We start from the raw sequence: 21,222 nt of genomic DNA, 5'->3' as shown, positions 1-21,222 counted from the left end.
GGCCGAGGGCGCGCGGATCGTCGAGGACGGGAGCATGCTGATGCGGGTAGGTGCGCAGGCGGGGCTAGGAAAGGCGTTGGCCGTCAACGGCTTCCGCCCGGCCGACGTCAGGGTCGGCTAATGGCCGTCTGCCCTGCGGGCTGGGTCCCCCCGCGGGTCGAGACCGATACCGCGGCCCGTTACGAGCGTAGTTCGCCCGCCCCCCAGGTGGTTACGCACGACCCGGTGGTCGTCCCCGACCCGTTGGAGGCCGGGCCCGACGGGCTGGATCGTGAGCCGGGCCGGGGTCGCCCGCGCGGCGGCGTCATCGGGCAGTTGTTCCTGGTCGTCGGGGCCTGGCTCCTCTACTCGCTGGCCCGGTCCTTCTCCGGGGAGGACGTGCAGGCCGCGGTCGAGCGCGGGCAGGCCATCCTGCGGCTGGACGACGCGCTCGGATTCGGCTGGGTCATCGACCTCAACGCCTGGGCGCTGCAGCACGGGCTGCTGGCCGTGCCGCTGTCGATGGGCTACGCGAGCCTGCACTACCTGGTCACCCCGCTGGTGCTGGTCTGGCTCTGGCGCCGCCACCCCTCCGCCTACCAGTCCGCGCTCTTCTCGCTCATCGTGATGTCGGCGATCGGCCTGGTCATCTTCGTCAGCATGCCGGTGGCCCCGCCCCGCCTGCTGCCCGGCTTCGCCTGGATGGACATGCTCCGGGTCTGGTCGGACTACGGCTGGTGGGGGGCCGGGGCCAGCGCCCCGCGGGGCTTCGAGCACCTGACCAACCAGTACGCGGCGGTCCCGAGCCTGCACGTGGGCTGGGCGATGTGGTGCGCCTGGGCCTGGCGGCGCAGCGGGGGCCGGTTCGCCCAGCGCTACGGCTGGCTCTACCCCTTCGGTGTCGCGGTCACGGTGGTCATCACCGGCAACCACTACGTGATCGACGTCGTCACCGGTCTGGCCGTGGCCGGCTTCGCCTGCTGGGTCACCCCGCGGCTGATGGCCCGTTGGCAGGCTCACCGGGCCGCCCGGCGGGCGGCAGCGGTGAAGGCCGAGGTCAAGGTCGAGGTCGAGCCGGCCTCCGAGAAGACGTTGGTGAAGACGGCCGACTGATACCAAAGTCGTACGAAGGCCCGTCCCGATACCTCTGGGACGGGCCTTCGTACGTCCATTGTTCGTTCTTGGTCGTGGGCGCTGGGCTCCCTGGGCACCACTCTTGACCCTGACACGGTTCTTGACCCTGACACGGTGTCAGCCCGTAGACCTGGGGAGTCATGTTCACCATTGGAGACTTCGCCAGACACGGCCGGGTATCGGTGCGGATGCTGCGCCACTACGACCGGCTCGGGCTGCTGCGCCCGGCCGCCGTCGACCCGGCCACCGGGTACCGCTCGTACGAGGCGGCCCAGCTGTCCCGGCTCAACCGCATCGTCGCCCTGAAGGACCTCGGGTTCACCCTCGAACGGGTGAGGTCCATCCTCGACGAGGAGGTCGACGCCGGAGAGCTGCGCGGCATGCTGCGGTTGCGCCGGGCCGAGCTCGAGGAGCAGGTGCGGCTCGACACGGCCCGGCTCACCCAGGTCGAGGCGAGGTTGTCCGTCATCGAGAGGGAGGGCGCCATGCCTACCCAGGACGTGCAGGTCAAGCCGGTTCCCCAGGTCCGGCTGGCGCAGTTGTCGGGCGAGGCCGAGAGCTTCGAACCGGACGCCGTCGGCCCGGTGATCGGCCCGCTCTACCAGCAGTTGCACGAGCGTATGGAGAAGGCCGGGGTCACCTCGACCGGCCCGGGAGTGGCCTGGTACGAGCAACGGCCCGGTGGCGAGGGGGTGATCGTGCACGCCGGTTGCCCGGTCGATCTGGAGCCGGACCCGGCGTACGACTTCGAGGTGGTCGACCTGCCCGGCCTGGAGCAGGCGGCGACGATCCTGCACCACGGCCCGATGGACGACGTCCTCGCCTCGATCCAGCGGCTCGCCCACTGGATCGAGGCGAGCGGCTACCGCTCGACCGGGCTCAACCGGGAGCTCTACCTGGAGTACGGCACGGGTGATCCGGCGACCTGGGTCACCGAGCTCCAGGAGCCCGTGGTCAAGGCCTGAGGCTCTGCCGAAGCCGGAGGCCGCCCGTGGTGACGTACCCGAGCTGGGGGAAGCCGGTACGCACACATGGGCGGTCTCCTAGGAGCCCCTCGGATTTCATTGAAGACGTTGTTGGTCACGAACTTTCGTTGATGCCCGGAAGCTGGGCGGCCAGTGTCGAGCCGTTGGGCCCACGCAGCCACGGGACCGGGCTCGGAGCATGGAGTGCCTGCTGCTCAGGCGGGATCGGGGAACCGTGGGTCAGCACCTGCTCCACGGTGGACAGCTGCCGGATCAGCACCATCCGCAGCGCCTCCGGCACCTCGTCGGCGAGCTCCTCGTACAACTGCGGGTCGTGCTGCCCGTCGTCGCCGATCAGCACCCAGCGCAGCTGCGGGAACTCCTTGACCAGCCGACGCAGCTCGCGGTGCTTGTGGGCCCGGCCGGAACGGAACCAGCTGTCGGCCGTCGGCCCCCAGTCGGTCATCACCAGCGGACCGCGCGGATAGGCGTGCAGTTCCAGGAACCGCGAGATCGCCCGGGCCACGTTCCAGGCCCCGGTGGACAGGTAGACCACCAAAGCGTCCGGCTCTTCCCGGCGGAGCCGTTCGTACAGCACGGCCATCCCCGGCACCGGCCGCCGGCTGGTCTCCTTCACCACGAAGGTGTTCCAGAAGGCCAGCAGCGGCCGGGGCAGGGCCGTGATCATCACGGTGTCGTCGATGTCGCTGACCATGCCGAACCGCTCGTCCGGCCCGACCACCCGCAGATGCGCCGTCGCCGTCGGCCGCCCGGCCACCAGCATCGGCACGTCGTGCCACCCCGGCCCCAGGTCGCTCGGAAGCACCACGTCCACATAGCCACCACGACCGCTGCGCACCTCGTGCACGTGGCTACCCAACTGCACCGACACCGGCACGTCGGCGAGCCCGACGGTGAAGAACTTCCGCCACCAGCGACCGCCCTCCCCGTCGAAGTCCTCGGTGGCGGTGTTGAGGGGACTCAGCCGAACCCGCACCAGCACCCGGGCCCAGCCCTCACCCTCGGCCGGGGCGGACCCGTAGCCGGTGTAGGGCACCGCCAGCGGCCGCCAGGAGTAACGGCGCAACACACTCGCAATGCGGCCCATCAGCACGTTCTCGATGCGAGCACTTATGTGCAGCGGGGTCGGAACAGTCACCTCCCGAACTCTAGAGGGACCACGCCGATCTCGCCCTTGGACCAACTGCTCCAACTTCCCAGGCTGCCCGGGTGGGTGTCGTCAGCCCGGTGACAGCGGGTTCGTCGGCGGCCGGGGGTCGCCGGCCTGGAGCGCCGCCAGGCGCTGGGCCATGACCGGGCCGAGTTCGCCGGCCAGTTCGTGGCCCGGCCGACCCGGACGGGGCACGTAGTCGAGGAAGGACGTCACGATCACCTTGGCCATCTCCAGGTTGCCGCTCGCGAACCGGTCCTCCAGGTAGGCCAGGACGGCGCGCCAGTCCAGGCCGGGGTCCGCGTCGTCTGTGCCCTGGAATGCGTTGAGCACCTCGTCGAAGACGTCGGCCATGAGCAGGTGCGGCAGGACACCGCCCTCGTTGAAGACGTGGATCTCGTACACCTCCTGGAGGCCAGGGACATGTCGGACCAGGTCCTCCAGGAGTTTCACGTCGTCGCCCATCAGCATCCCTTGAGGCCGTTGTAGTGTTCCAGGCCAACATATTTCCCGGCCATGGCGTCATCCAGGGCCGCGATGAGACTCTCGGCAACCTGAATGTCTCGTTCGGTCTTCACATTAGGAACCTTCTTACCGCCCTTCACCTTGGTGACGTCGTCCTTCAGGAAGTTGCTCAACGCGCTGCGGGCGTTCTGGGCCTTGCTCACGTGGTCCTTGTCCTCGACGAGCTGCCCGCCCTGGATCTCGGAGTTGGCTGCCGCCATAGTGGTCCCGTCACCGATCTGGGGGGTGTTCCCGACCCCCTTGAAGAGGCGGGAGACGGTGTTTCGCAGGCGCTGGCTGTCCACCACCGGCTCGCCGGTGCCGTTGTCGTTGTGGACGAGAACGGGTGTCTGCCCGGCCTGCACATAGAACGTGTGAACACCCGCAACGGTCAGGTTGTACCGGGTGGCCGGGCCCCTGAAGGAGTGGACGCTGAGCACCTCGGCCGTGTGACCTGCGACCGAGGCGAGCCGGTCGCCGGGCGACAGATCTCCGGCAGCGGTCCAGGAACCGTTGAAGAACGGGTGCCCGGGGGTCGTCCGGATGATGCTGGTCGTGCCGTTGATGTCGCGAACGGTGAGGTCGGTGAGGTCGACGTCGTCGTGAACCAGGACGGCGGTGACGGTGCGGGCGCTGGATCGGCCGGTCGAAGGATCGGTCGCCAAGACGGTTTCGCCGACAGCGATCTGGTCGATCCGTCGCACAGCCCCGTCGGCAAGCAGCACCCCGGTTCCTGCGGCGAAGCTGTTGGCGCAGGCCCTGACCGTTTCGTCGAGATCGGAGCCGTCCTCCTTCCGGGCCGCCGAACCAGTGCCCTCTGCGGCCTCGGCCGCCTTCGACGACTTGGCGGCCTTCTCGGCCTCCTCAGCGGTCTTCCCGATCTTTCCGATCTTCCCGACCTTCGAGACGCCCTTACCGATGTCGTAGTACGGGATGAACCAGGACCCCACGTTCCAGGCGGTGCGCCCGACCGAGCCGCCGTAGTCGCCGCCGTCCCACATCTGGGAGGACTCGGTGTCCCAGACAAGTTCTGCGGCGGCGTCGCCGGGGTGCTCGACGATGTACTTGCCGGCGTCCACCACGCCGGAGGGGTGCCGAACCAGGTCGTAGACGCCCGTGACGTCGTCAACGGCGCCCTTTCCGATGTTGTAGCCGCCGCTGCCGACCTGCTTGATGCCGCTCCAGGCGCAGGCACGCCAACCGTGACAGGAATCGTCCTCGACGATCTCGACGGTGGCCCCGTCTGCGGTCGCCCCGTTCGTGCCGGTCCCGTGGGCGGTGGCCGGGTCGCCGGTGCCGGTCGGCGGGCTCGTCGCCGAAGACGCCGGGGTATTCGTGGCACTGTCCTGGACGCAGTTCAGAGCGAGGACGGCGCAGGCCGCGCTCCGGACCCGGTGAGTCAGGGCGCCGGAGCCGAAGGCCAGCAGCACGGCGACGATCGAGGCCACGGTTACGGCCACGATCGACAGCAGACCCACGTATTCGGTGGTGGCCTGACCCCGATCCCGACCACGACAGGCGCGATACGGACGGATCATGTTTCGACGCTAGAACCCGTTCGTTCGGCTCCTGTGGGTCCCAGGGCCCAACTCGGCGGCGAAGGGTGTTCTTGCTCAGGCTTGGCCTGGCCGCCCGGTGACGAGCACGCGGGTCCCCACGGACTGGCAAACGCTGAAGGCCCAGATCGGGGCAATACCCTGACCTGGGCCTTCATGCTGGAGCGGGCGACGAGAATCGAACTCGCACTGTCAGCTTGGGAAAACCCGTTGATCACCCTTGACCTGCGGGTTCGGAGCTGTCGGCGCTCTCCCTCATTGACCGTAGATGACCCCGAGGTCGCCTCGCTTGGGGCACGCGGGGGGCACGGCGCAGCGGCAAGTCTGCCCGGCATCACCCGCCACCTCAGGAAGGCGACGACGCGTGAGCGGCACTCAGCCAGGCTGGGACGGCCATGCTGGGGTAAGACCCGAGGGAGATGAGCGTCTCTGGGCGGACCGACGCACGCAGCGCGGACGCCGCCCCCTCCTCCATGCCTGACGGACCCCAGCCACCGACCAAGGAGACGCTGCCACCCGAGTGCCGGCCGATTCTGAGGGCCTGGTCCTCGCGCCCAAACGACGCGCGCCGGGCTCCCGGGTGGACCGGCCGCCAGGCCGCATGCCGCCCGGGAGAGCCCGGCGCTGCGGCCCGCTTGCGGGCCGCCTTGACTACCAAAAGGTCAATTCGGCAGTAACGCGGAAACCGGCCGGACTACCGCAATGGCCTTGTCGTCGTGGCACTTGGCCCGGGGCCAGCGCTGACCATTTGGGTCGGTGTCCTCAGTGTGGTGAACATGGGCGATGAACCCTGCCGGGTCGGAGACGGCGAAAGAACCTGCTTCGCGCCACGTGGACGGCTGTCCGTAGTCGTCGACTCCGGCTGCTGCTCCGTCGGAGAGCAGGAGGATGGCTTCGACTTGGTCGAGCTCGAAGCGCGCCGTGTAGGCGTGGTGCGCGGCTTCCGGGGATGCCTCGGCTACCCAGTAGCCGCCTTCTCGGTTCTGGTGCTTGAACTCGTCCTCCTGGAGCTTCGCCAAAAGCGGCCTCAGTTCGGGACCGTAGCCATGACCGGCTCGAAGATGCGCCCGGTAGGTGGCTCGGGCCTCAGTGCCGGCGCTTTGCAGGCGGTCATCCAAGACGATCGTCGGATTGCCCGCGGTGCCATAGATGACGGCCGGACTGTCGCAGAGAGCAAAGACCTCGACGTTCCGGTCGTCCCAGCGCGCGATCGTGAGTGTGCTCTCTGGGGCAGCACCTGGCTTGAGGTCGAACGTGCTGCACATGTCCGCGATGGCGTCGTGCACGATGTCGGCCAATGCCCGGTCGTCGTCGAGCGTGGTCATCAGCCGCGCTGCAAGGTTCTCGGAGTACCAGCCGCCATCGCGTCCAGGTTCCTGCGGATACCAGGCTGAGGCGCCGTCAAGAACGGCTGCGGCTCGGTCGGAGACGACGATCGCGTCTTGGTTCTTACGGCCGTCACCGCGAAGAGTGGCGGTGCTGACGATCATTCGTGGATTCGTGGTGGGCATACCAACTCACTACTGGTGATGGTTTCGCCGTCATGGCTGCTGGCGACGATCGCCGACCAACGGTGGTCGCCGACCTGGGCGTAAAGCTCCGCTGCGTGACCCGCGAAATAGTGCACTGCACCTACGGATCCGATGGCATGAACGCCAGCGATGACGAACAGGTCAGTGCCACGGTAGTTGAGCTTGCCGATGTAGGCCACGTCCGATGCAGTGGCAAGGTCGGCGTCCATCCCAGATGTGAAAACCCTTCCAGTGGAGCGTTCTTGGAGAACCCACTTGCCGGATTCATTGGGTGAGAAACTGAGGTAGGGGTCGCTTTCCATCGCATCGGCCGTCACGTGCGAAGACTTCGGCCCGCAGATGGCCACCACGTCGCCCATCGGTGTCCACTCCCCGCCGATCGGGATGCGGTACTGCTCGACCGTGAACCCGTAGTCGGTCAAGACCTGGGTCATGCGTTCGCCTGCGATTGAGTCCTCGGCCGAGATCACCGGCAAGCCTCGCCCGGGCATGGCCCTGGTCGGCACGGCAACCGTGATGGGGCCAACGCCGAACAGGCCGCGCTCTGGGGGAGGGGCAGACTGCCGGATCTGGGTAATGCGCCCCTTCGACAGGCCGATCTCTGCTGCCACTGCGGCGAGGGTCATGCCTCGCTCCCGGGCTGCCTGCTCGATCGCCAGTCGGCGAAGCCTGGCCAGCTCGGTCGAACGCTGCTGATAGGTAGCGATCAGTGACGTTGCGCGACGAGCCCTGGTCAGGGCGTCCGCCTCGCCCCGTACGGCTTCGAACTCGTCGGTTTCCACTCTTCGAGTTTAGGCCCCTTGACGCTACTCCCCCGGGTCCGTACCGTGGGTTTAGGCCCCTAAATCAGCGGGGCTTTTACTGGGGCTCACGGTTTAGCCCCCTATACGAAAGCGGCTCATGGAGCTGCGAGGGGAGAGCGCATGGCGCTGATGGGTGGCTACCGGTTCACGGTGCCGATGGCGGACGCGTTTCCGCATGGTCTGTACGCGATGGGCGTGCAGCAGGCGATGGACTACGACCAGAAGACGGGGCGGCAGTCTCCCTCGAAGGACAAGCAGACCGGTGAGCTGGTCTGGACGGTGACCTGCATCGACCGTGACCCCGAGGCTCGGGAGAAGGAGGTCAAGGTCAAGGTCACGGCTCCTCACGTGCCGATGCTGCCGGAGGAGGTTCTGCCTGGGACGGGTCTGCGGGCCGTGGAGTTTTCCGGTCTGACGGTGACCCCGTACATCCAGGAGGGGCGTGGGAACGGCCGGGCGCGTATGGCGCTGTCGTTTCGCGCCACGGGTGTTCATCCGCAGGGGCAGGCCCCGGGTGGTTCGGCTCCCACGACGGGCCGTGCTTCCCGGTCGGCGTCCGCTGAGGGTGGCAAGGCGGCCTGACAGCTTCACAAGGTCGCATCAGGTGCCCCCGGGTCGGCGGCCACCGGCCCGGGGGCGTACATCGGCGAATGAATGGGAGTACACCGCGATGCAACAGATGATTATGCACGCCGGTCGTGCCAGGCAGCGCTGTTCGCAGTGCCGCGCGCTGGTCCCGGCCTCCAGCCTCGATCAGGGAAAGTGCGGCGCCTGCACGGCTCAGCCGCCTCTGCCGCTGCGCGATGACCGGGGCCGCTTCTTCTCCACTACCCCGGCCGTCTCTGCCTTTTCGGGTGGGGGTCTGCGATGACGACGCCCGTAGGTCTGGTGGTCAACGCCCGTAGCCGTCGCAAGTACGACCGGCTGGTCTCGATGATCGAGCACGTTCGGATAGTGCTGGAGGACGCCCGGCGGGTGGTCGGGCAGGTACAGGGTCTGGAGTCAGGACCGGTAGGTGTCGTGACGGTGGAAGAGCTGATGTCCCTGGTCAAGCGGGCTGAATCCTCGTTGGAGGTCCTGCAGGGTCGTGTGCGTCGTGGGCAGGCCGATCTGATGGCCCAGGAGTGGAGGTTCTGACATGGCGCGCGTGGATCTCGAAGACTGCATGGACGACCTGAGCAACGCCATGACCATGCTGCGCCCGGTCGCCAAGAGCGCTCCGGAGTCAGCCAAGCTCAAGGGCGCTCATGACCGGCTGACCCGTGACGTGGCCGTGCTGGTCCTGGTGCTCGACGACGTCAGCCGGACCATGTCCGAGGACTCCGGCCGGTAGGCAAAGCGTTTCGGCCCGGAACTTCTGGGCGCTTCTTTCGGCAGGGATCGTCCCGGCCTGGCTTTCCCCTTCTGCGTCTGCGCTGCGTTGCGGACGTGTGGGAGCTGGGCCGGGGTTCGGTCCTGCCCTCGTTCAAGGATTGAGGTTTCCGCATGGGCGTTTTCACGTCTTCTGCGCCGCGCAAGTCGGTGGTTCCGGCTCCGGATCGGCAGTCCTCACGTGAGCCCGGCTGGGAGTGGCGTGCGGCGGCCTGGGCCTGCCGTCACCCCGCTCTCTCGCTGGCTCCCGCGGCTCTGGGTGCTGGTCTGGTTGAGGTCGGCCCGACCGGTATGGCGGGGATCGCTGGTGGTGCTGCTGCTGGCTTGACGGCCTGGTACCGGGGCCACCCGGACTCTTACGACCGGGTGATGGCTCCGCGACTTCGGGCGTTCGCTCGTCGCTGGGGCGTCTACGTGGGTCGTCGCTGGGCCGATGTGTGCATGGCGGTCGACTTGGCGCCGGTCAAGCGCCGTACCGGGGTCACGCAGATTCCCCGGGTGCTGCGGGTCTACTCGTACTCGCCCACGATCGACACGGTCATGGTCCGGATGGCTCCGGGGCAGTCGATCAAAACCTGGGAAGAGCGGGCCGAGCAGATCGCCGATGCCCTGGGCGCGGTCCGGGTCGCCGTCGAACGCACCCGCCCGCAGGTCGTGGGACTGGTCATCGAACGCTCCGAGCCGTTCACCGAAGTGCTGGACGCCCCGGTAATGCCGGCCGATTCGAGCATGGTCGACCTGGGCGCGGTCTACCTGGGCGAAGACGAGTACGGCGCGGACTGGCTGGAGTCCCTGATCGGTCAGCACTGGTTCGTCGCTGGTGCGACCGGCTCAGGTAAGGCGTCGCTGATCTGGTCTCCGCTGCGGTCGATCGCCCCGCTGATCCGTGACGGCCTGGTCCGGGTCTGGATGGTTGACCCCAAGCGCATGGAGCTGTCGCGTGGTCAGGGGGTGGCCTACAGGTACGCGGCTGAACCGGATGAGGTTCTGGAGCTGATCCAGGACTTCACCGAGGACTGCCGGGTCGCTCAGCGTCGTCACGCTGCCGACCGCCGCGCGAAGTTCGAGCTGTCCCGAGAAACGCCGTTCAACCTCCTGGTCCTGGACGAGATGGCCGCGCTGCTTTCGTTCGGCCCGAACGCCCGTGAGACCCGAAAGCTTCTGGAAGAAATTGGGACTCAGGGCCGGGCGACTGGTCACGGGATGCTGGCTGAGGTGCAGGAGCCGTCCAAGGACGTGGTTCCGGTGCGGGAGCTGTTCACCGTGCGGATCTGCCTGCGGGTCACCTCGGCCGCTCACCCGGACATGGTCCTGGGCGACGGTGCCCGGCTGCGTGGTGCTGCTGCCGACGAGATCCCCAACGACCCGTCCACGGCCGGTATCGGCTTCAAGATCCGGGCCTCCCGCGTCCCGGCCCGGGTGCGCGCGGCGTACGTCGATGACGCCGAGATTGACGAACTGGTGCGGTTCGTCACCTCCGGCACCGGCTTCCGCGCCACCTTCCACGACACCCCAACCAACGACAACGACGAGGACGAGCCGACGGGCTCACTCAGGGCGGTGGGCTGACATGGCACAGCTGCACATCACGACGAACGTTCAGTGGATCACCCGCATCCTGCGCGCCATCGCCTTCTGGGCGCTGGTCTTCCCCCTGGCCGCCTTCATCCTCGGCGGGCCGTGGTGCCTGGCGGCTGTTCTCGTGCTCCAGGTCGCCATCGTCGCCCTGATCTGGCGGGCGGTGCGGGGATGACGCTGCGGAAGATCTGCACCACGTGCGGCGGTCCTTATCAGGATCGTCAGGTTCACCGTGATCTGTACTGCCACGGTGGACGTTTCGCCGCCAAGCAGTCGCCCCACCGTCCCGTTGTCGATCTGCACAGCAGTGCCGACTGTGACCGGTTCGGCGGCTGCGACTTCTGCGGCACCGCCGATGCTCATTCGGCTACGGCTGTGATCGGCTCGTCCGCGTTGGTGGCCTGCCTGCGGGTCTGCGACTCCCACACCGGCCAGCCCGCCGAAGACCTCGGCGCCGACCGGGTCGAGGACTGCATCGCCCGGCACTGCGAACACCTCGGGATCACCCGCCAGAGGATGCGCGGCATCTACCTGGCCCACCTGCAGAAGGGGGCCTGAGCAGTGAGCATCAACCTGGAGGACACCCGCAATTGCCCTCGCCGTGAAGAGTGCCAGGTCTGTGGACACCTGGGCGAGGTCGTCACGGTCACAGCAAGATCGGCGGTAGGGGTCGCGTGCATGGGCCTGTGCTGGGGCTGCCAGGAAAGTGAACCATCCCATGTCTGGGCCTTCCTCAGCGACGCCGAACAGGTCGTCGACCACTGCACGCACCTCGGCATCGACCTGACCACGATGACCGCTGCACTGCGCCAGGAGCGGACCCGATGAGCCGCCGCACTGCCGACCGGCCCGCCCAGCCCTGGCTGCTGGTCGGCTCCGCCGGGATGTTCGCCGCTGACTGCATGATCCCCGGCTGCCTGTGGACCTGCACCACATCGAACCCAGAATCCGCCGACCGGCAGGCGTTCTCGCACGCATCGCACGAACACTGGGAGGTGCTGTAACCGTGACGGTCCTCGACGACGCCACCCCGGCCGAAGTGCCAGCCGAATCGCTGGCCGATGCTCCCCGCCCTGGATCGCGGCTGCAACGTGCCCGGATGCCGCTGGCCAAAGACGTTGTCGAGGCCGTCGCGGTCTCCCACGGGGTGTGCATCCGCCCCGTGCCGATGAAGGTCACCGACGAACACACCGGGCACGTGCGTCACGTCGACGTGCCCTGCGGCGCCACCCTGGCCTCCAAGTGCCCTTCGTGCGCCGAACGTGCCCGGCGCCTGCGTGTGCACCAGTGCCGCGAGGGATGGCACCTGGTCACCGAACCGGACCTGACCCCCGACACCCCGAACACCGAACAGCGGGAGCTGGCCACCGCCCGCGCCGACATCACCGCCGCCCGCGATGAGATGAAAGCAGCCGACAATCAGGGCGCGGTCCTGGCCTGCACCAAAGCCGCACAGAGCGTCGATACCGATCTGCGCAAAGCCGGAGTCCGCGGGGACATCGACCCGCCGAAGAAGCCTCGCCGGGTCCGCTCCACCCGCCGCCGACAGGATGCCCCGGACCTGCCCAAGAACGAGATGACCGACACCACCCTCGGGCGGGCCTTCACCGGCCACGACGGCACCGTCTTCCGCCCCTCCATGTTCGCCACCGTCACCCTGCCCTCCTACGGGCACGTGCGGGCCGATGGCACCCCGGTCGACCCCTCGACCTACGACTACCGCGCCGCCGCCCGAGACGCCATCGCCTTCTCCCGGCTCATTGACCGCCTGGTCCAGAACCTGCGCCGGGTCGCCGGGTATGACGTGCAGTACTTCGCCGCTGTCGAGCCACAGCGCCGCCTGGCCGCACACGCCCACTTCGCCATCCGGGGCACCATCCCCCGGGCACTGTTCCGCCGCGTCGTCGCCGCGACCTACCACCAGGTGTGGTGGCCCAAGGTCGGCGAACCGGTATTCGATGAGTTCAATGCCCCTGTCTGGCAGTACATCCCGGACGCCGAGACCGGCGACAAGTACGCGGGCATCTTCGTCGACCCGACCACCGGGGAACAGCTCACCGGCTGGGATGAAGCCCTGGACGCCATCGACGCCGACCCGGACGCCGAGCCGTTCCACGTCGCCCGCCTGGGTGCTCAGGTCGACGTCCAGGGCCTGCTGTCCGGCACTCCGGAGGCTGACCGCCGGGTGGGCTACCTGGCCAAGTACCTGACCAAGTCCATGACCGAGGCCCACGAGCCCGAGGACGGCGCCCAGAGCGCCCACCTTGACCGCCTGGTCCAGGCCCTCGCCGTCGAACCCTGCTCGCCCACCTGCGCCAACTGGCTGCGCTACGGCATCGCCCCCAAGAACGCCCACGAGGGTCAGCGTCCGGGCTCCTGCCGCTCCAAGGCACACCGCCGCGAACACCTCGGCTACGCCGGGCGCCGCATCCTCGTCTCGCGCAAGTGGTCGGGCAAGACCCTGGCCGACCACAAGCACGACCGCCGCGCCTGGGTCATGGCCACCCTCGGCGTCAACGACCCCACCACTGGCAGCGGCCAGAGTGCCGGCCGATCTGACCCGTCACAGGACATGACCCGTGACCGCTTCTCCTGGCGTGTGGCAGACAAGCGCGACCCCATCGCGCCACTCAGCCACCGGCTACTCCTCGCCGTAGCAGAACGCCAAAAGTGGCGCGCTGCACTGGATGCGGCCAAGAACGGTCAACCCCCACCCGCAGACACAAATCTTTCGGCAACTGGCAACGACAGAGAGGAAACGGCGGCATGAGTCTGGAGAGACTGTTCAGTCTGGAAGAGGCCGGGGAGCTGTTCGGTACCGGCGTTCGCTTCCCGCGTCGGCTGGTGGCCGAGCGACGAATTCGCTACGTCCATGTTGGAAGGTTCGTTCGGATCCCGGAATCCGCTCTGGTGGAGTTCATTTCGGCCGGAACTGTTGAACCGAGAGCTGGTCGTCCTCGTCGGGGGAGGGCTGCCTGATGGCCGGGCGTCGTCGTTTCGGCAAGGTTCGTAAGCTGCCGTCTGGTCGCTATCAGGCGTCTTACCTCGATCCTGAGGGCATCCGCCGTCCGGCTCCTGAGACGTTCCGCACCAAGAGGGAGGCGGATCAGTGGCTCAGCGGGACTGAGACTGAACTCGTGCGTGGTCAGTGGTCCAATCCGGATGACGTGGCAGAGTTACTGCGAGACTTCGGCAATCGTTGGATCGCTGAACGGTCGGGCCTGCGACAGCGCACACGCGACATGTACCAATGGACGTTCCGGACACACATCGAACCGCAGCTCGGCAAGGTGAGTTTGGGGGAGCTCGACAGTCCTCGCGTGCGACGGTGGCGGGCTGATCTGCTCAATGACGGTGTGTCGGCCACGATGGTCGCGAAGGCTTACCGACTGCTGCGGGCCATTCTGATGACCGCAGTAGATGACGGGCTGCTCTCGCGCAACCCTTGCCGGATCGCCGGGGCCGGGACCGAACCGACCCCGGAACGTCCGGTGCTCACTGTGACTCAGGTCACGAAGCTGGCGGACCGGATGCCGGACCGGTACAAAGCGTTGGTCCTGGTCGCAGCGTTCGGCAGTCTGCGCTGGAGTGAAGCCATCGCTCTGCGGCGCCGGGATGTCCAGGTGGAGGCTGGCGCGATCCGAATCGAGCGGGGACTGGTCGAGCTGTCATCGGGCGCCTTGGTCGAGGGGCCACCCAAGTCCCGGGCCGGTCGCCGGGTCGTCGCTCTGCCTCGCCCGATCATGGCAGCCCTGACCGAGCACATGGACGTCTATACCAAGCCCGGCCCGGACGCCTACGTCTTCACCGGCGTCAAGGGCGGCGCGCTGCGGCGAAGCAACTTCAACAAGGTCACCCGGTGGACTAAGACCGTGGCGGTCATCGGAGCCAACGGCCTGCACTTCCACGACCTACGCCACACCGGCAACACCTTCGCCGCCGAGTCGGGGGCGTCCCTGCGTGACCTGATGGCCCGTATGGGACACGACAGCATGCAGGCCGCCCTCATCTATCAGCACCGCTCCACGCGCGGTGACCGTCGCATCGCTGACGCTCTGGAGACGATGCTCGGCACGCCCAAGCCGACCGGCGACGACACCCCAGATACCGCAGCTGACCGCCAGTAGGGGCACGCCAGGGGCACGCGGGCCACTACGAGCCAGCAAACGATGAAGGCCCAGGTCGGGGAAATAGTCTCTGACCTGGGCCTTCGTGCTGGAGCGGGCGACGAGAATCGAACTCGCACTGTCAGCTTGGGAAGCTGATGTTCTACCATTGAACTACGCCCGCATGCCCCGTCTCGGACCTCTTGGACCGGGCGAGCACACACTATCAAAGACCGGGCGGCCTGTGGTCATCCCCTCTCCGCGTGTGTGCGGTTGCTACCTTTAGCAGGCTGAGGGATCTCGACGGGAGGCGCGTTCGTGGCGGGGCTTTGGGGACGTGACAAGCAGGCCGCCGAGCCGGCCGCCGAGGTCGAAGAGGGCATGTCGGTCCAGGACCTGGCGGCTCGCCACCTCCTGCTCTGCCCGACCACGGTCGACCTCGAGGTGGTCGACACGCTGGTCCGGGACCGGGTCCCGCACAGCGACCTGTACGACACCGGCGAGGTGCAGCTGGGGCGGCACAGCCGGATCACCGGGCCCTACCAGCTGTCGATGGAAGACGCGGTCGATGCGGGCGTCCCGATGCCCTGGACCGTCTGTTACTGCTTGGAGGCTCCGGTCGAGCGGGAAGATCCGCCGCTGCCGGGGGTGGACGACCGGGACGGTTTCGCCTACGCCTTCCCCGAGGGCCTGCCCTGGCGGGAAGAGGGGCGGGCGCTGCAGTTGCTGGTCAGCCTGGCCCGGCGGATCGGCGGGGCGGTGCGGGTGGCGGGCACGCTGCAGCTGATCCAGCCGGATCCGGAGCGCGCGGTCGACTACGTGGTGCACTCCAAGACCTGGCTGGAGCCCGACGTGCTGCTGGGCATCGTGGCCCGGGAGATGCCCGGCGCGGTGCTGGCGGTCGAGGGGGAAGACTGGGCGGGGCCGCCGGCCGCCGCCTACACCGGCGAGCTGCTGGTCAAGGACGTGGGGCGCAGTGCGCTGAGCCCGGGCGACCTGCAGCGGTTGCATGCGGCGGCCGACGAGCGGGACCGCAAGATGCTGGCCGAGGACGACGTGATCGACGGCTTCGCGATCGTGAAGGACTTCGGGGCGGACGGGGTGGTCGAGGTGCTCGTGCACCTGACCGACGCCGACGATCCGACCGTGGCCGGCCAGCCGTGGGCCAACGAGGAACTGGTCACCTACGAGGTGCGCTGGCAGGCGCCCGATCCGGCGGCCCGGGAAATGCGTTACCCGCCGGAGGGGTACCGCACCAGCCGGGCCCGGGTGGCGCCGTTGATCGCGCGGACCACGCGGGCGCTGGTCGAGGCGGCCGGTGGAATCGTGCTGGACGAGGACAACTTCGGGGTCGACCGCTACACGCTCTGAGCGCTGGGCGCCAGTCGCGGCACTGCATCGGCGATGTCTTGGGTATGAGCCTCTTTGGCCGTACCTAAATGATTCCTAAACGCCTTCAGGGTGGGTCTCAGGGCTCGTTTGCGCTGCTACGTTCACGTATCGGCACTTAATTGAAGAGCCCTCATAAATCATGACTCCCGCCCTGAAGGGGATCACCATGAAGCGAGCTCGAATCGCTGCTGCGGGGCTGACGGCCACCGCGGCGGCAGTCGCGCTGGTTGCGACACTCACGCCCATGGGCGCCAACGCGGTCAACCCTGAGACCGCAGCGGCCGCCGCCACCAAGTGCACCGGAGCTGCCTGGAACAAGACCCTCGCCTACAACGGCGGCGACGTCGTCACCTACGAGGGCCACTCGTACACCGCGAAATGGTGGTCTTACAGCGACGTTCCAGGGGCGAAGGGTGGCGCCGACGTGTGGACGGACGGCGGTGCGTGCTCCGGCACCCCGACCGAGAACCCGACCGAAGAACCGACGAACGAACCGACGGACGAGCCCACCGACGTCCCTAGTTCTGAACCTACGGCGACCCAGGAGCCTACAGACGGGTCGAGCACCGACCCTACGGATCCCGGCGAAGAGCCGACCGATGAACCGACGGACGAGCCCACCGACGTCCCTACTTCGGTCCCCTCGGGTGACACGAAGGTCATCGGTTACTACACCCAGTGGGGCACGTACGACCGCGACTTCCAGGTGAAAGACCTTGACACCAGCGGCGCCGCGGACCGGCTCACCCACATCAACTACGCCTTCGGCAACGTCACCGGCGGCAAGTGCGTGATCGGCGACTCCTACGCCGACTACGAGAAGAAGTTCCCGGCCGACCGATCGGTCAGCGGTCAGGCGGACTCCACCGACCAGGCCGTGGCCGGCAACTTCAACCAGTTGCGCCAGCTCAAGGCCAAGCACCCTGACCTGAAGGTGATCTGGTCGTTCGGCGGCTGGACCTGGTCGGGCGGCTTCGGCGAGGCGGCCAAGAACCCGAAGGCGTTCGCCCAGTCCTGCCACGACCTGGTCGAGGACGAGCGCTGGGCCGACGTGTTCGACGGCATCGACATCGACTGGGAGTACCCGAACGCCACCGGGGCCAGCACCGACACCAGCGGCTTCGACGCCTACCGCGAGGTCATGGCCGCGCTGCGCACCGAGTTCGGCGACGACCTGGTCACCTCGGCGATCACCGCGGACGGCACCGAAGGCGGCAAGATCGAGGCGGCCGACTACGCCGGTGCGGCCAAGTACGTCGACTGGTACCTGCCCATGACGTACGACTTCTACGGCGCCTTCAGCGCGCAGGGCCCGACCGCCCCGCACTCGCCCCTGACCGACTTCAAGGGCGCGCCGAACCCCGGCTTCGACTCCGAGACGGCCATCGCCAAGCTGAAGAGCCTGGACATCCCGGCCGAGAAGCTCCTGCTCGGGATCGGCTTCTACGGCCGCGGCTGGACCGGGGTGACCCAGGGCGAGCCGGGCGGTTCGGCCACCGGCGCGGCCAAGGGCACCTACGAGGCCGGCATCGAGGACTACAAGGTGCTCAAGGAGACCTGCCCGGCCACGGGCAAGGTGGCCGGCACCGCGTACGCCAAGTGCGGCAGCGAGTGGTGGAGCTACGACACGCCGGAGACCATCGCCGGGAAGATGGCCTACGCCAAGCAGCAGAAGCTGGGCGGCGCCTTCTCCTGGGACCTTTCCGGTGACACCAGCGACGCCGAGCTGACCAAGGCCGTGGCCAACGGTCTTTCCTGACCGGCCCGCCCCCTAGACCCGGCGCCCGGCCTGCCCTGATAGGGCCGGGCGCCGGCCCTTCCTCGTGAACCTCCCCTGAACAGGATCACCTGCATGTCACAGCAACGTCTTTCGCGTGCCCGCAGAACGGCGGTCATCGCGTCCGGCGCGGTGGCTCTGGCCGTCGCCACCGCCGTCGCGGTTGCCTCGCCGGGCAACTCCGCGCCCGCCCCAGAGGGCTTCACCACCGTCTGGCAGGACGACTTCGACGGCGCCGCGGGTGCCTCACCTTCCGGTGACAACTGGCTTTTCGACATCGGCCACAGCTACCCGGGCGGAGCGGCCAACTGGGGCACCGGTGAGATCGCCGCCCACACCGACCGGCCGGAGAACGTCAGCCTGGACGGCAACGGCAATCTGAACATCACCCCGCTGCGGGACGGTTCGGGCAACTGGACCTCCGCCCGGATCGAGACCCAGCGCAGTGACTTCGCCGCTCCCGAGGGCGGAGTGGTCCGCTTCGAGAGCCGGATCAAACTTCCCGACGTGAGCGGTGCTGCTGCGCAGGGCATCTGGCCCGCGTTCTGGTCGTTGGGTGAGCCGTTCCGCGGCGTGTACACCAACTGGCCCGGTACCGGCGAGATCGACGTGATGGAGAACGTCAACGGCGAGAACACCGTGCACGGCACCATTCACTGCGGCACGGCCCCGGGCGGCGAGTGCAACGAGAACACCGGGCTCGGCAACAGCCACAGCGGGTTCAGCCCGAGCCTGCAGGCCGACTTCCACACCTACTCGGTGGAGCTGGACCGCAGCACCTTGCCCGAGCAGCTGCGCTGGTACGTGGACGGGCAGAACTATCACACGGTCAAGTCCGACCAGGTGTCCGCGGAAACCTGGGCCAAGGCCACCGACCACGGTTTCTTCCTGATCCTAAACGTGGCCGTGGGTGGCGGGTGGCCGGGGATGCCGACGTCTTCCACCGCCTCGGGCAAGCCGATGATCGTCGACTACGTGTCGGTCTCGCAGAAGGGTGGGGACGTCGGCGAGGGCACCCAGCCGAGCGAGCCGGTTGCGACGACGGAGCCGGTTTCGACCGAGCCGGTTTCGACCGAGCCCGGTACGCCGACGGAGCCGGCTGAGCCGGGGGAGAGTGTGGAGCCCGGCACCGGTGGTGGCCGGGATGCGTTCGGCGCCATCGAGGCCGAGAGCTTCGACAGCCAGAGCGGCATCAAGACCGTGAACGGCGGCAGCGCTCTGGGCTCGATCGCGAACGGCGACTCGGCCGTGTTCAAGGGCGTCCGGTTCGGCGACCGGCCGGCCCGCACCCTCGTGGCCAAGGTGGCCTCCGGCGCCGACCCGGGCGTGAGCGGCCTCGTCGAGGTGCGGCTGGACAGCGCCACCGCCGAACCGGCCGCGACCTTTTCGGTGGCCAGTACCGGCGGCTGGAACAAGTTCCGCGACATCCCGGGCGAAATGCGGCCCACGACCGGTACGCACGATGTGTACCTGACCTTCAAGTCGGGCTCGCCCGCCGAGTTCGTCGACCTTGACTCGTTCACCTTCGCGCGTTGAGTCCCGTTTAACCCTCTGAGTTTTAGGACTGTTGCTATGCCAAATCTGAGCCGTCGTACCCTGATCCGTGGCGCCATCGGTGGCGGTGTTCTCGGGGCGGCCGGTCTCTTCGGGCTGCCCCAGCTGGTGCACGCCGCGAACGGCCTGCCGCTGAAGATCGTCAACAACAGCGGCAAGAGCAGCGACCAGATCTGGGTCCACGCGGTCGGCACCCACCTGTCCACGGGCAAGATGGGGCACATCCGGAAAGACGGCAACTTCGCCGAGATCGCGCTGTCCGACAATACGAACAACGGTTACACCAACTACGGTATCCGGCTCAGCGAGCTGAACTCCCTGCCGTTGGCCACGCTTTCGGGCCGGGTGTACATCTCGGTCGGTCAGCAGCTGAAGTTCAAGGTGGTCGGCGCCGGCAACGGCCTGGGCCTGCAGTACCCGGCCGGCTGGGTCAGCAGCGACCCGAACTTCAACATCGTGCACGACTTCATGGAGTTCACCAACAACGACTCCGGGATGTACTGCAACACCACCATGGTCGACATGTTCGGTCTGCCCATGTACATCACGCTCCAGGGCAGCAAGACCCAGTCGATCGCGCAGTGGAAGGACGGCGCCCGGGCCAAGGTCTTCGAGGCGCTGCGCAAGCAGGCCGGTTTCGCCAAGCTGGTGCAGGGCGACCTGCGGGTGATCGCACCCGGTCACGGCATCGATGCGGGTCTGTTCTCCGGGTCGTACCTGGATGCGAACATCAACGCCCGCTGGTCGCAGTACAGCTCGCAGACGATGCGCATGGTGGCCAACAACCAGGAGTACACCGGCAAGGTCGAGGGCTCGAACTTCGTCTTCCGGCAGAACGGCGCGGTCAAGGCCACGTTCGCCAAGCCCACCACCCGCGACGTCTTCTTCTGCAACGGCGCCCTGGTCTCCCCGAACGACGGGGTGAGCGGCCCGATCGGCGCCATCCTGGCGGCCGGCCTGAACCGCGGCGTGCTGCTGAAGCCCAACCAGCCGATCACCGACCCCGCGCAGTTCTACCCGGGCACCACCACGAACCACTACTCCCGTGTCCTGCACCAGAACACGGTCGACGGCAAGGCCTACGGCTTCGCCTACGACGACGTCTGCGAGCAGGCCTCGTACATCCAGGACAACGCACCCAAGAACGTGACCCTCACCCTTCAGCCTTTCTAGAGGCAACCACCAACAACCCTCGAACAGGGGACGCCCGTGGTCACCACGGACGTCCCCTGTTCGGTTTTGGTTACGGCCGCGTAGCTCCGATGGAGTACCCCAGCCGGCGTAGTACGTTCTGGGGAGATTTGAATGCCCTACGGCCCCTTGATCACCTCAGGTGTTCGGGTCCAATCGGCCTGACTGATCCGAACCGGTGGCCCGGGGCGCGCCCAATCGGGTGACCTCACGTCCCCGTTCACGAGCCTTCTGCCAGGCAGACTCTGTCCCCCGGTCTTGATCCAATTCACCGGTTGACCTTGAACTTCCCCCGGCGGTAGCGCCGGCGACCCGGTAACAGTGCAGGTGAGAGGCCCCAATGCGTGACCCGGAGGCCGCCCGAAGCCTCTTGCGCACACTGAGCGTGAATAGCCCGATTCTCTAGTGTTATTCGTGATGCGCCCGACGTCTGCTGATGCGGGCGACAGGTCGGGACAGGCCCAGAGGCGTGTCTCTCGGTAGTCCTTCCCCTACATTCTGTCTCGGGTCGCAATCGTCGATCCGTGTCTGATCTCAGTGACAGCCCGGACCCCGCCGAACCCTCCGCGTTGACGTGGCGCGGTTGGGGGACGGGAACTTTCACGGTCA

22 protein-coding genes and 1 tRNA gene are annotated in these 21,222 nt (G+C 67.7%); 17 read left to right on the top strand and 6 right to left on the bottom strand.

Annotated elements, in window-relative coordinates:
* Positions 1-120: 120 nt before the first annotated feature.
* A complete protein-coding gene (locus LWF15_RS03035; protein WP_232808777.1) occupies positions 121-1,092 on the top strand; it encodes a phosphatase PAP2 family protein in 972 nt (323 codons plus the stop codon).
* 161 nt (positions 1,093-1,253) lie between these two features.
* The gene (locus tag LWF15_RS03030; protein ID WP_232808776.1) at positions 1,254-2,078 is read left to right on the top strand and encodes a MerR family transcriptional regulator; all 825 of its coding nucleotides are present in this window, start codon (positions 1,254-1,256) and stop codon (positions 2,076-2,078) included.
* A 115-nt stretch (positions 2,079-2,193) separates the two neighbouring features.
* On the opposite strand, the gene LWF15_RS37260 is transcribed toward LWF15_RS03030, so the two are convergent.
* The 5 genes from LWF15_RS37260 to LWF15_RS03005 all read right to left on the bottom strand — a co-directional run bounded on the left by LWF15_RS37260 (position 2,194) and on the right by LWF15_RS03005 (position 7,623).
* Complete coding sequence (locus tag LWF15_RS37260; protein WP_232808775.1) at positions 2,194-3,237, bottom strand: App1 family protein; 1,044 nt, start codon at positions 3,235-3,237, stop codon at positions 2,194-2,196.
* Between the two features lie 81 nt (positions 3,238-3,318).
* A complete protein-coding gene (locus tag LWF15_RS03020; protein ID WP_232808774.1) occupies positions 3,319-3,714 on the bottom strand; it encodes a hypothetical protein in 396 nt (131 codons plus the stop codon).
* Positions 3,714-5,291: a polymorphic toxin-type HINT domain-containing protein gene (locus LWF15_RS03015; protein WP_232808773.1), complete on the bottom strand. Its 1,578-nt coding sequence runs from the start codon at positions 5,289-5,291 to the stop codon at positions 3,714-3,716. The genes LWF15_RS03020 and LWF15_RS03015 overlap by 1 nt, the downstream gene beginning before the upstream one ends.
* 680 nt (positions 5,292-5,971) lie before the next feature.
* Positions 5,972-6,799 carry a protein phosphatase 2C domain-containing protein gene (locus tag LWF15_RS03010; protein WP_232808772.1) on the bottom strand — a complete coding sequence of 276 codons (828 nt, stop codon included), beginning with the start codon at positions 6,797-6,799 and terminating at the stop codon, positions 5,972-5,974.
* Positions 6,796-7,623, bottom strand: coding sequence for a hypothetical protein (locus LWF15_RS03005; protein ID WP_232808771.1), 828 nt, complete (start codon positions 7,621-7,623; stop codon positions 6,796-6,798). The genes LWF15_RS03010 and LWF15_RS03005 overlap by 4 nt, the downstream gene beginning before the upstream one ends.
* A 141-nt stretch (positions 7,624-7,764) precedes the next feature.
* Between LWF15_RS03005 and LWF15_RS03000 the strand changes: the two genes are divergently transcribed.
* From LWF15_RS03000 to LWF15_RS02955, 11 genes are all read left to right on the top strand, one after another.
* Entirely contained in the window at positions 7,765-8,226 is a 462-nt protein-coding gene (locus LWF15_RS03000; protein WP_232808770.1) for a hypothetical protein, read from the top strand.
* Positions 8,227-8,511: 285 nt separating this feature from the next.
* A complete protein-coding gene (locus tag LWF15_RS02995; RefSeq protein WP_232808769.1) occupies positions 8,512-8,781 on the top strand; it encodes a hypothetical protein in 270 nt (89 codons plus the stop codon).
* 1 nt (position 8,782) lies between these two features.
* Positions 8,783-8,977, top strand: a complete 195-nt coding sequence (locus tag LWF15_RS02990; RefSeq protein WP_232808768.1) for a hypothetical protein — start codon at positions 8,783-8,785, stop codon at positions 8,975-8,977.
* Positions 8,978-9,384: 407 nt separating this feature from the next.
* On the top strand, positions 9,385-10,584 hold the full coding sequence (locus tag LWF15_RS02985; RefSeq protein WP_232808767.1) for an FtsK/SpoIIIE domain-containing protein: 1,200 nt from the start codon (positions 9,385-9,387) through the stop codon (positions 10,582-10,584).
* Between the two features lies 1 nt (position 10,585).
* Positions 10,586-10,768 carry a hypothetical protein gene (locus LWF15_RS02980; protein ID WP_232808766.1) on the top strand — a complete coding sequence of 61 codons (183 nt, stop codon included), beginning with the start codon at positions 10,586-10,588 and terminating at the stop codon, positions 10,766-10,768.
* Complete coding sequence (locus tag LWF15_RS02975; protein WP_232808765.1) at positions 10,765-11,151, top strand: hypothetical protein; 387 nt, start codon at positions 10,765-10,767, stop codon at positions 11,149-11,151. Before LWF15_RS02980 ends, LWF15_RS02975 begins: the two co-directional genes overlap by 4 nt.
* 3 nt (positions 11,152-11,154) lie before the next feature.
* Positions 11,155-11,421, top strand: a complete 267-nt coding sequence (locus LWF15_RS02970; protein ID WP_232808764.1) for a hypothetical protein — start codon at positions 11,155-11,157, stop codon at positions 11,419-11,421.
* Complete coding sequence (locus LWF15_RS02965; RefSeq protein WP_232808763.1) at positions 11,418-11,597, top strand: hypothetical protein; 180 nt, start codon at positions 11,418-11,420, stop codon at positions 11,595-11,597. The genes LWF15_RS02970 and LWF15_RS02965 overlap by 4 nt, the downstream gene beginning before the upstream one ends.
* Before the next feature lie 95 nt (positions 11,598-11,692).
* Positions 11,693-13,363, top strand: a complete 1,671-nt coding sequence (locus tag LWF15_RS02960) for a replication initiator (protein ID WP_408622478.1) — start codon at positions 11,693-11,695, stop codon at positions 13,361-13,363.
* Complete coding sequence (locus LWF15_RS38045) at positions 13,360-13,572, top strand: excisionase family DNA-binding protein (RefSeq protein WP_352396436.1); 213 nt, start codon at positions 13,360-13,362, stop codon at positions 13,570-13,572. The genes LWF15_RS02960 and LWF15_RS38045 overlap by 4 nt, the downstream gene beginning before the upstream one ends.
* Positions 13,572-14,720 (top strand): tyrosine-type recombinase/integrase, encoded by a 1,149-nt coding sequence (locus tag LWF15_RS02955; protein WP_232808761.1) that lies wholly within the window; start codon positions 13,572-13,574, stop codon positions 14,718-14,720. Before LWF15_RS38045 ends, LWF15_RS02955 begins: the two co-directional genes overlap by 1 nt.
* An 89-nt stretch (positions 14,721-14,809) precedes the next feature.
* On the opposite strand, the gene LWF15_RS02950 is transcribed toward LWF15_RS02955, so the two are convergent.
* Positions 14,810-14,883, bottom strand: a tRNA-Gly gene (locus LWF15_RS02950).
* A 134-nt stretch (positions 14,884-15,017) separates the two neighbouring features.
* On the opposite strand from LWF15_RS02950, the gene LWF15_RS02945 reads away from it, so the two are divergent.
* The 4 genes from LWF15_RS02945 to LWF15_RS02930 all read left to right on the top strand — a co-directional run bounded on the left by LWF15_RS02945 (position 15,018) and on the right by LWF15_RS02930 (position 20,595).
* Positions 15,018-16,070, top strand: a complete 1,053-nt coding sequence (locus LWF15_RS02945; RefSeq protein WP_232808760.1) for a hypothetical protein — start codon at positions 15,018-15,020, stop codon at positions 16,068-16,070.
* Between the two features lie 187 nt (positions 16,071-16,257).
* Positions 16,258-17,850 carry a glycosyl hydrolase family 18 protein gene (locus LWF15_RS02940; protein ID WP_232808759.1) on the top strand — a complete coding sequence of 531 codons (1,593 nt, stop codon included), beginning with the start codon at positions 16,258-16,260 and terminating at the stop codon, positions 17,848-17,850.
* A 93-nt stretch (positions 17,851-17,943) separates the two neighbouring features.
* Positions 17,944-19,404 carry a carbohydrate-binding protein gene (locus LWF15_RS02935; RefSeq protein ID WP_232808758.1) on the top strand — a complete coding sequence of 487 codons (1,461 nt, stop codon included), beginning with the start codon at positions 17,944-17,946 and terminating at the stop codon, positions 19,402-19,404.
* A gap of 36 nt (positions 19,405-19,440) precedes the next feature.
* Positions 19,441-20,595, top strand: coding sequence for a beta-1,3-glucanase family protein (locus LWF15_RS02930; protein WP_232808757.1), 1,155 nt, complete (start codon positions 19,441-19,443; stop codon positions 20,593-20,595).
* Positions 20,596-21,222: the final 627 nt, after the last annotated feature.

The organism is Kineosporia rhizophila (genome assembly GCF_021277265.1).
Classification (GTDB): domain Bacteria; phylum Actinomycetota; class Actinomycetes; order Actinomycetales; family Kineosporiaceae; genus Kineosporia; species Kineosporia rhizophila.
Note: the sequence above shows the minus strand (reverse complement) of the source record. Positions and strands in the feature narration are given on the sequence as shown.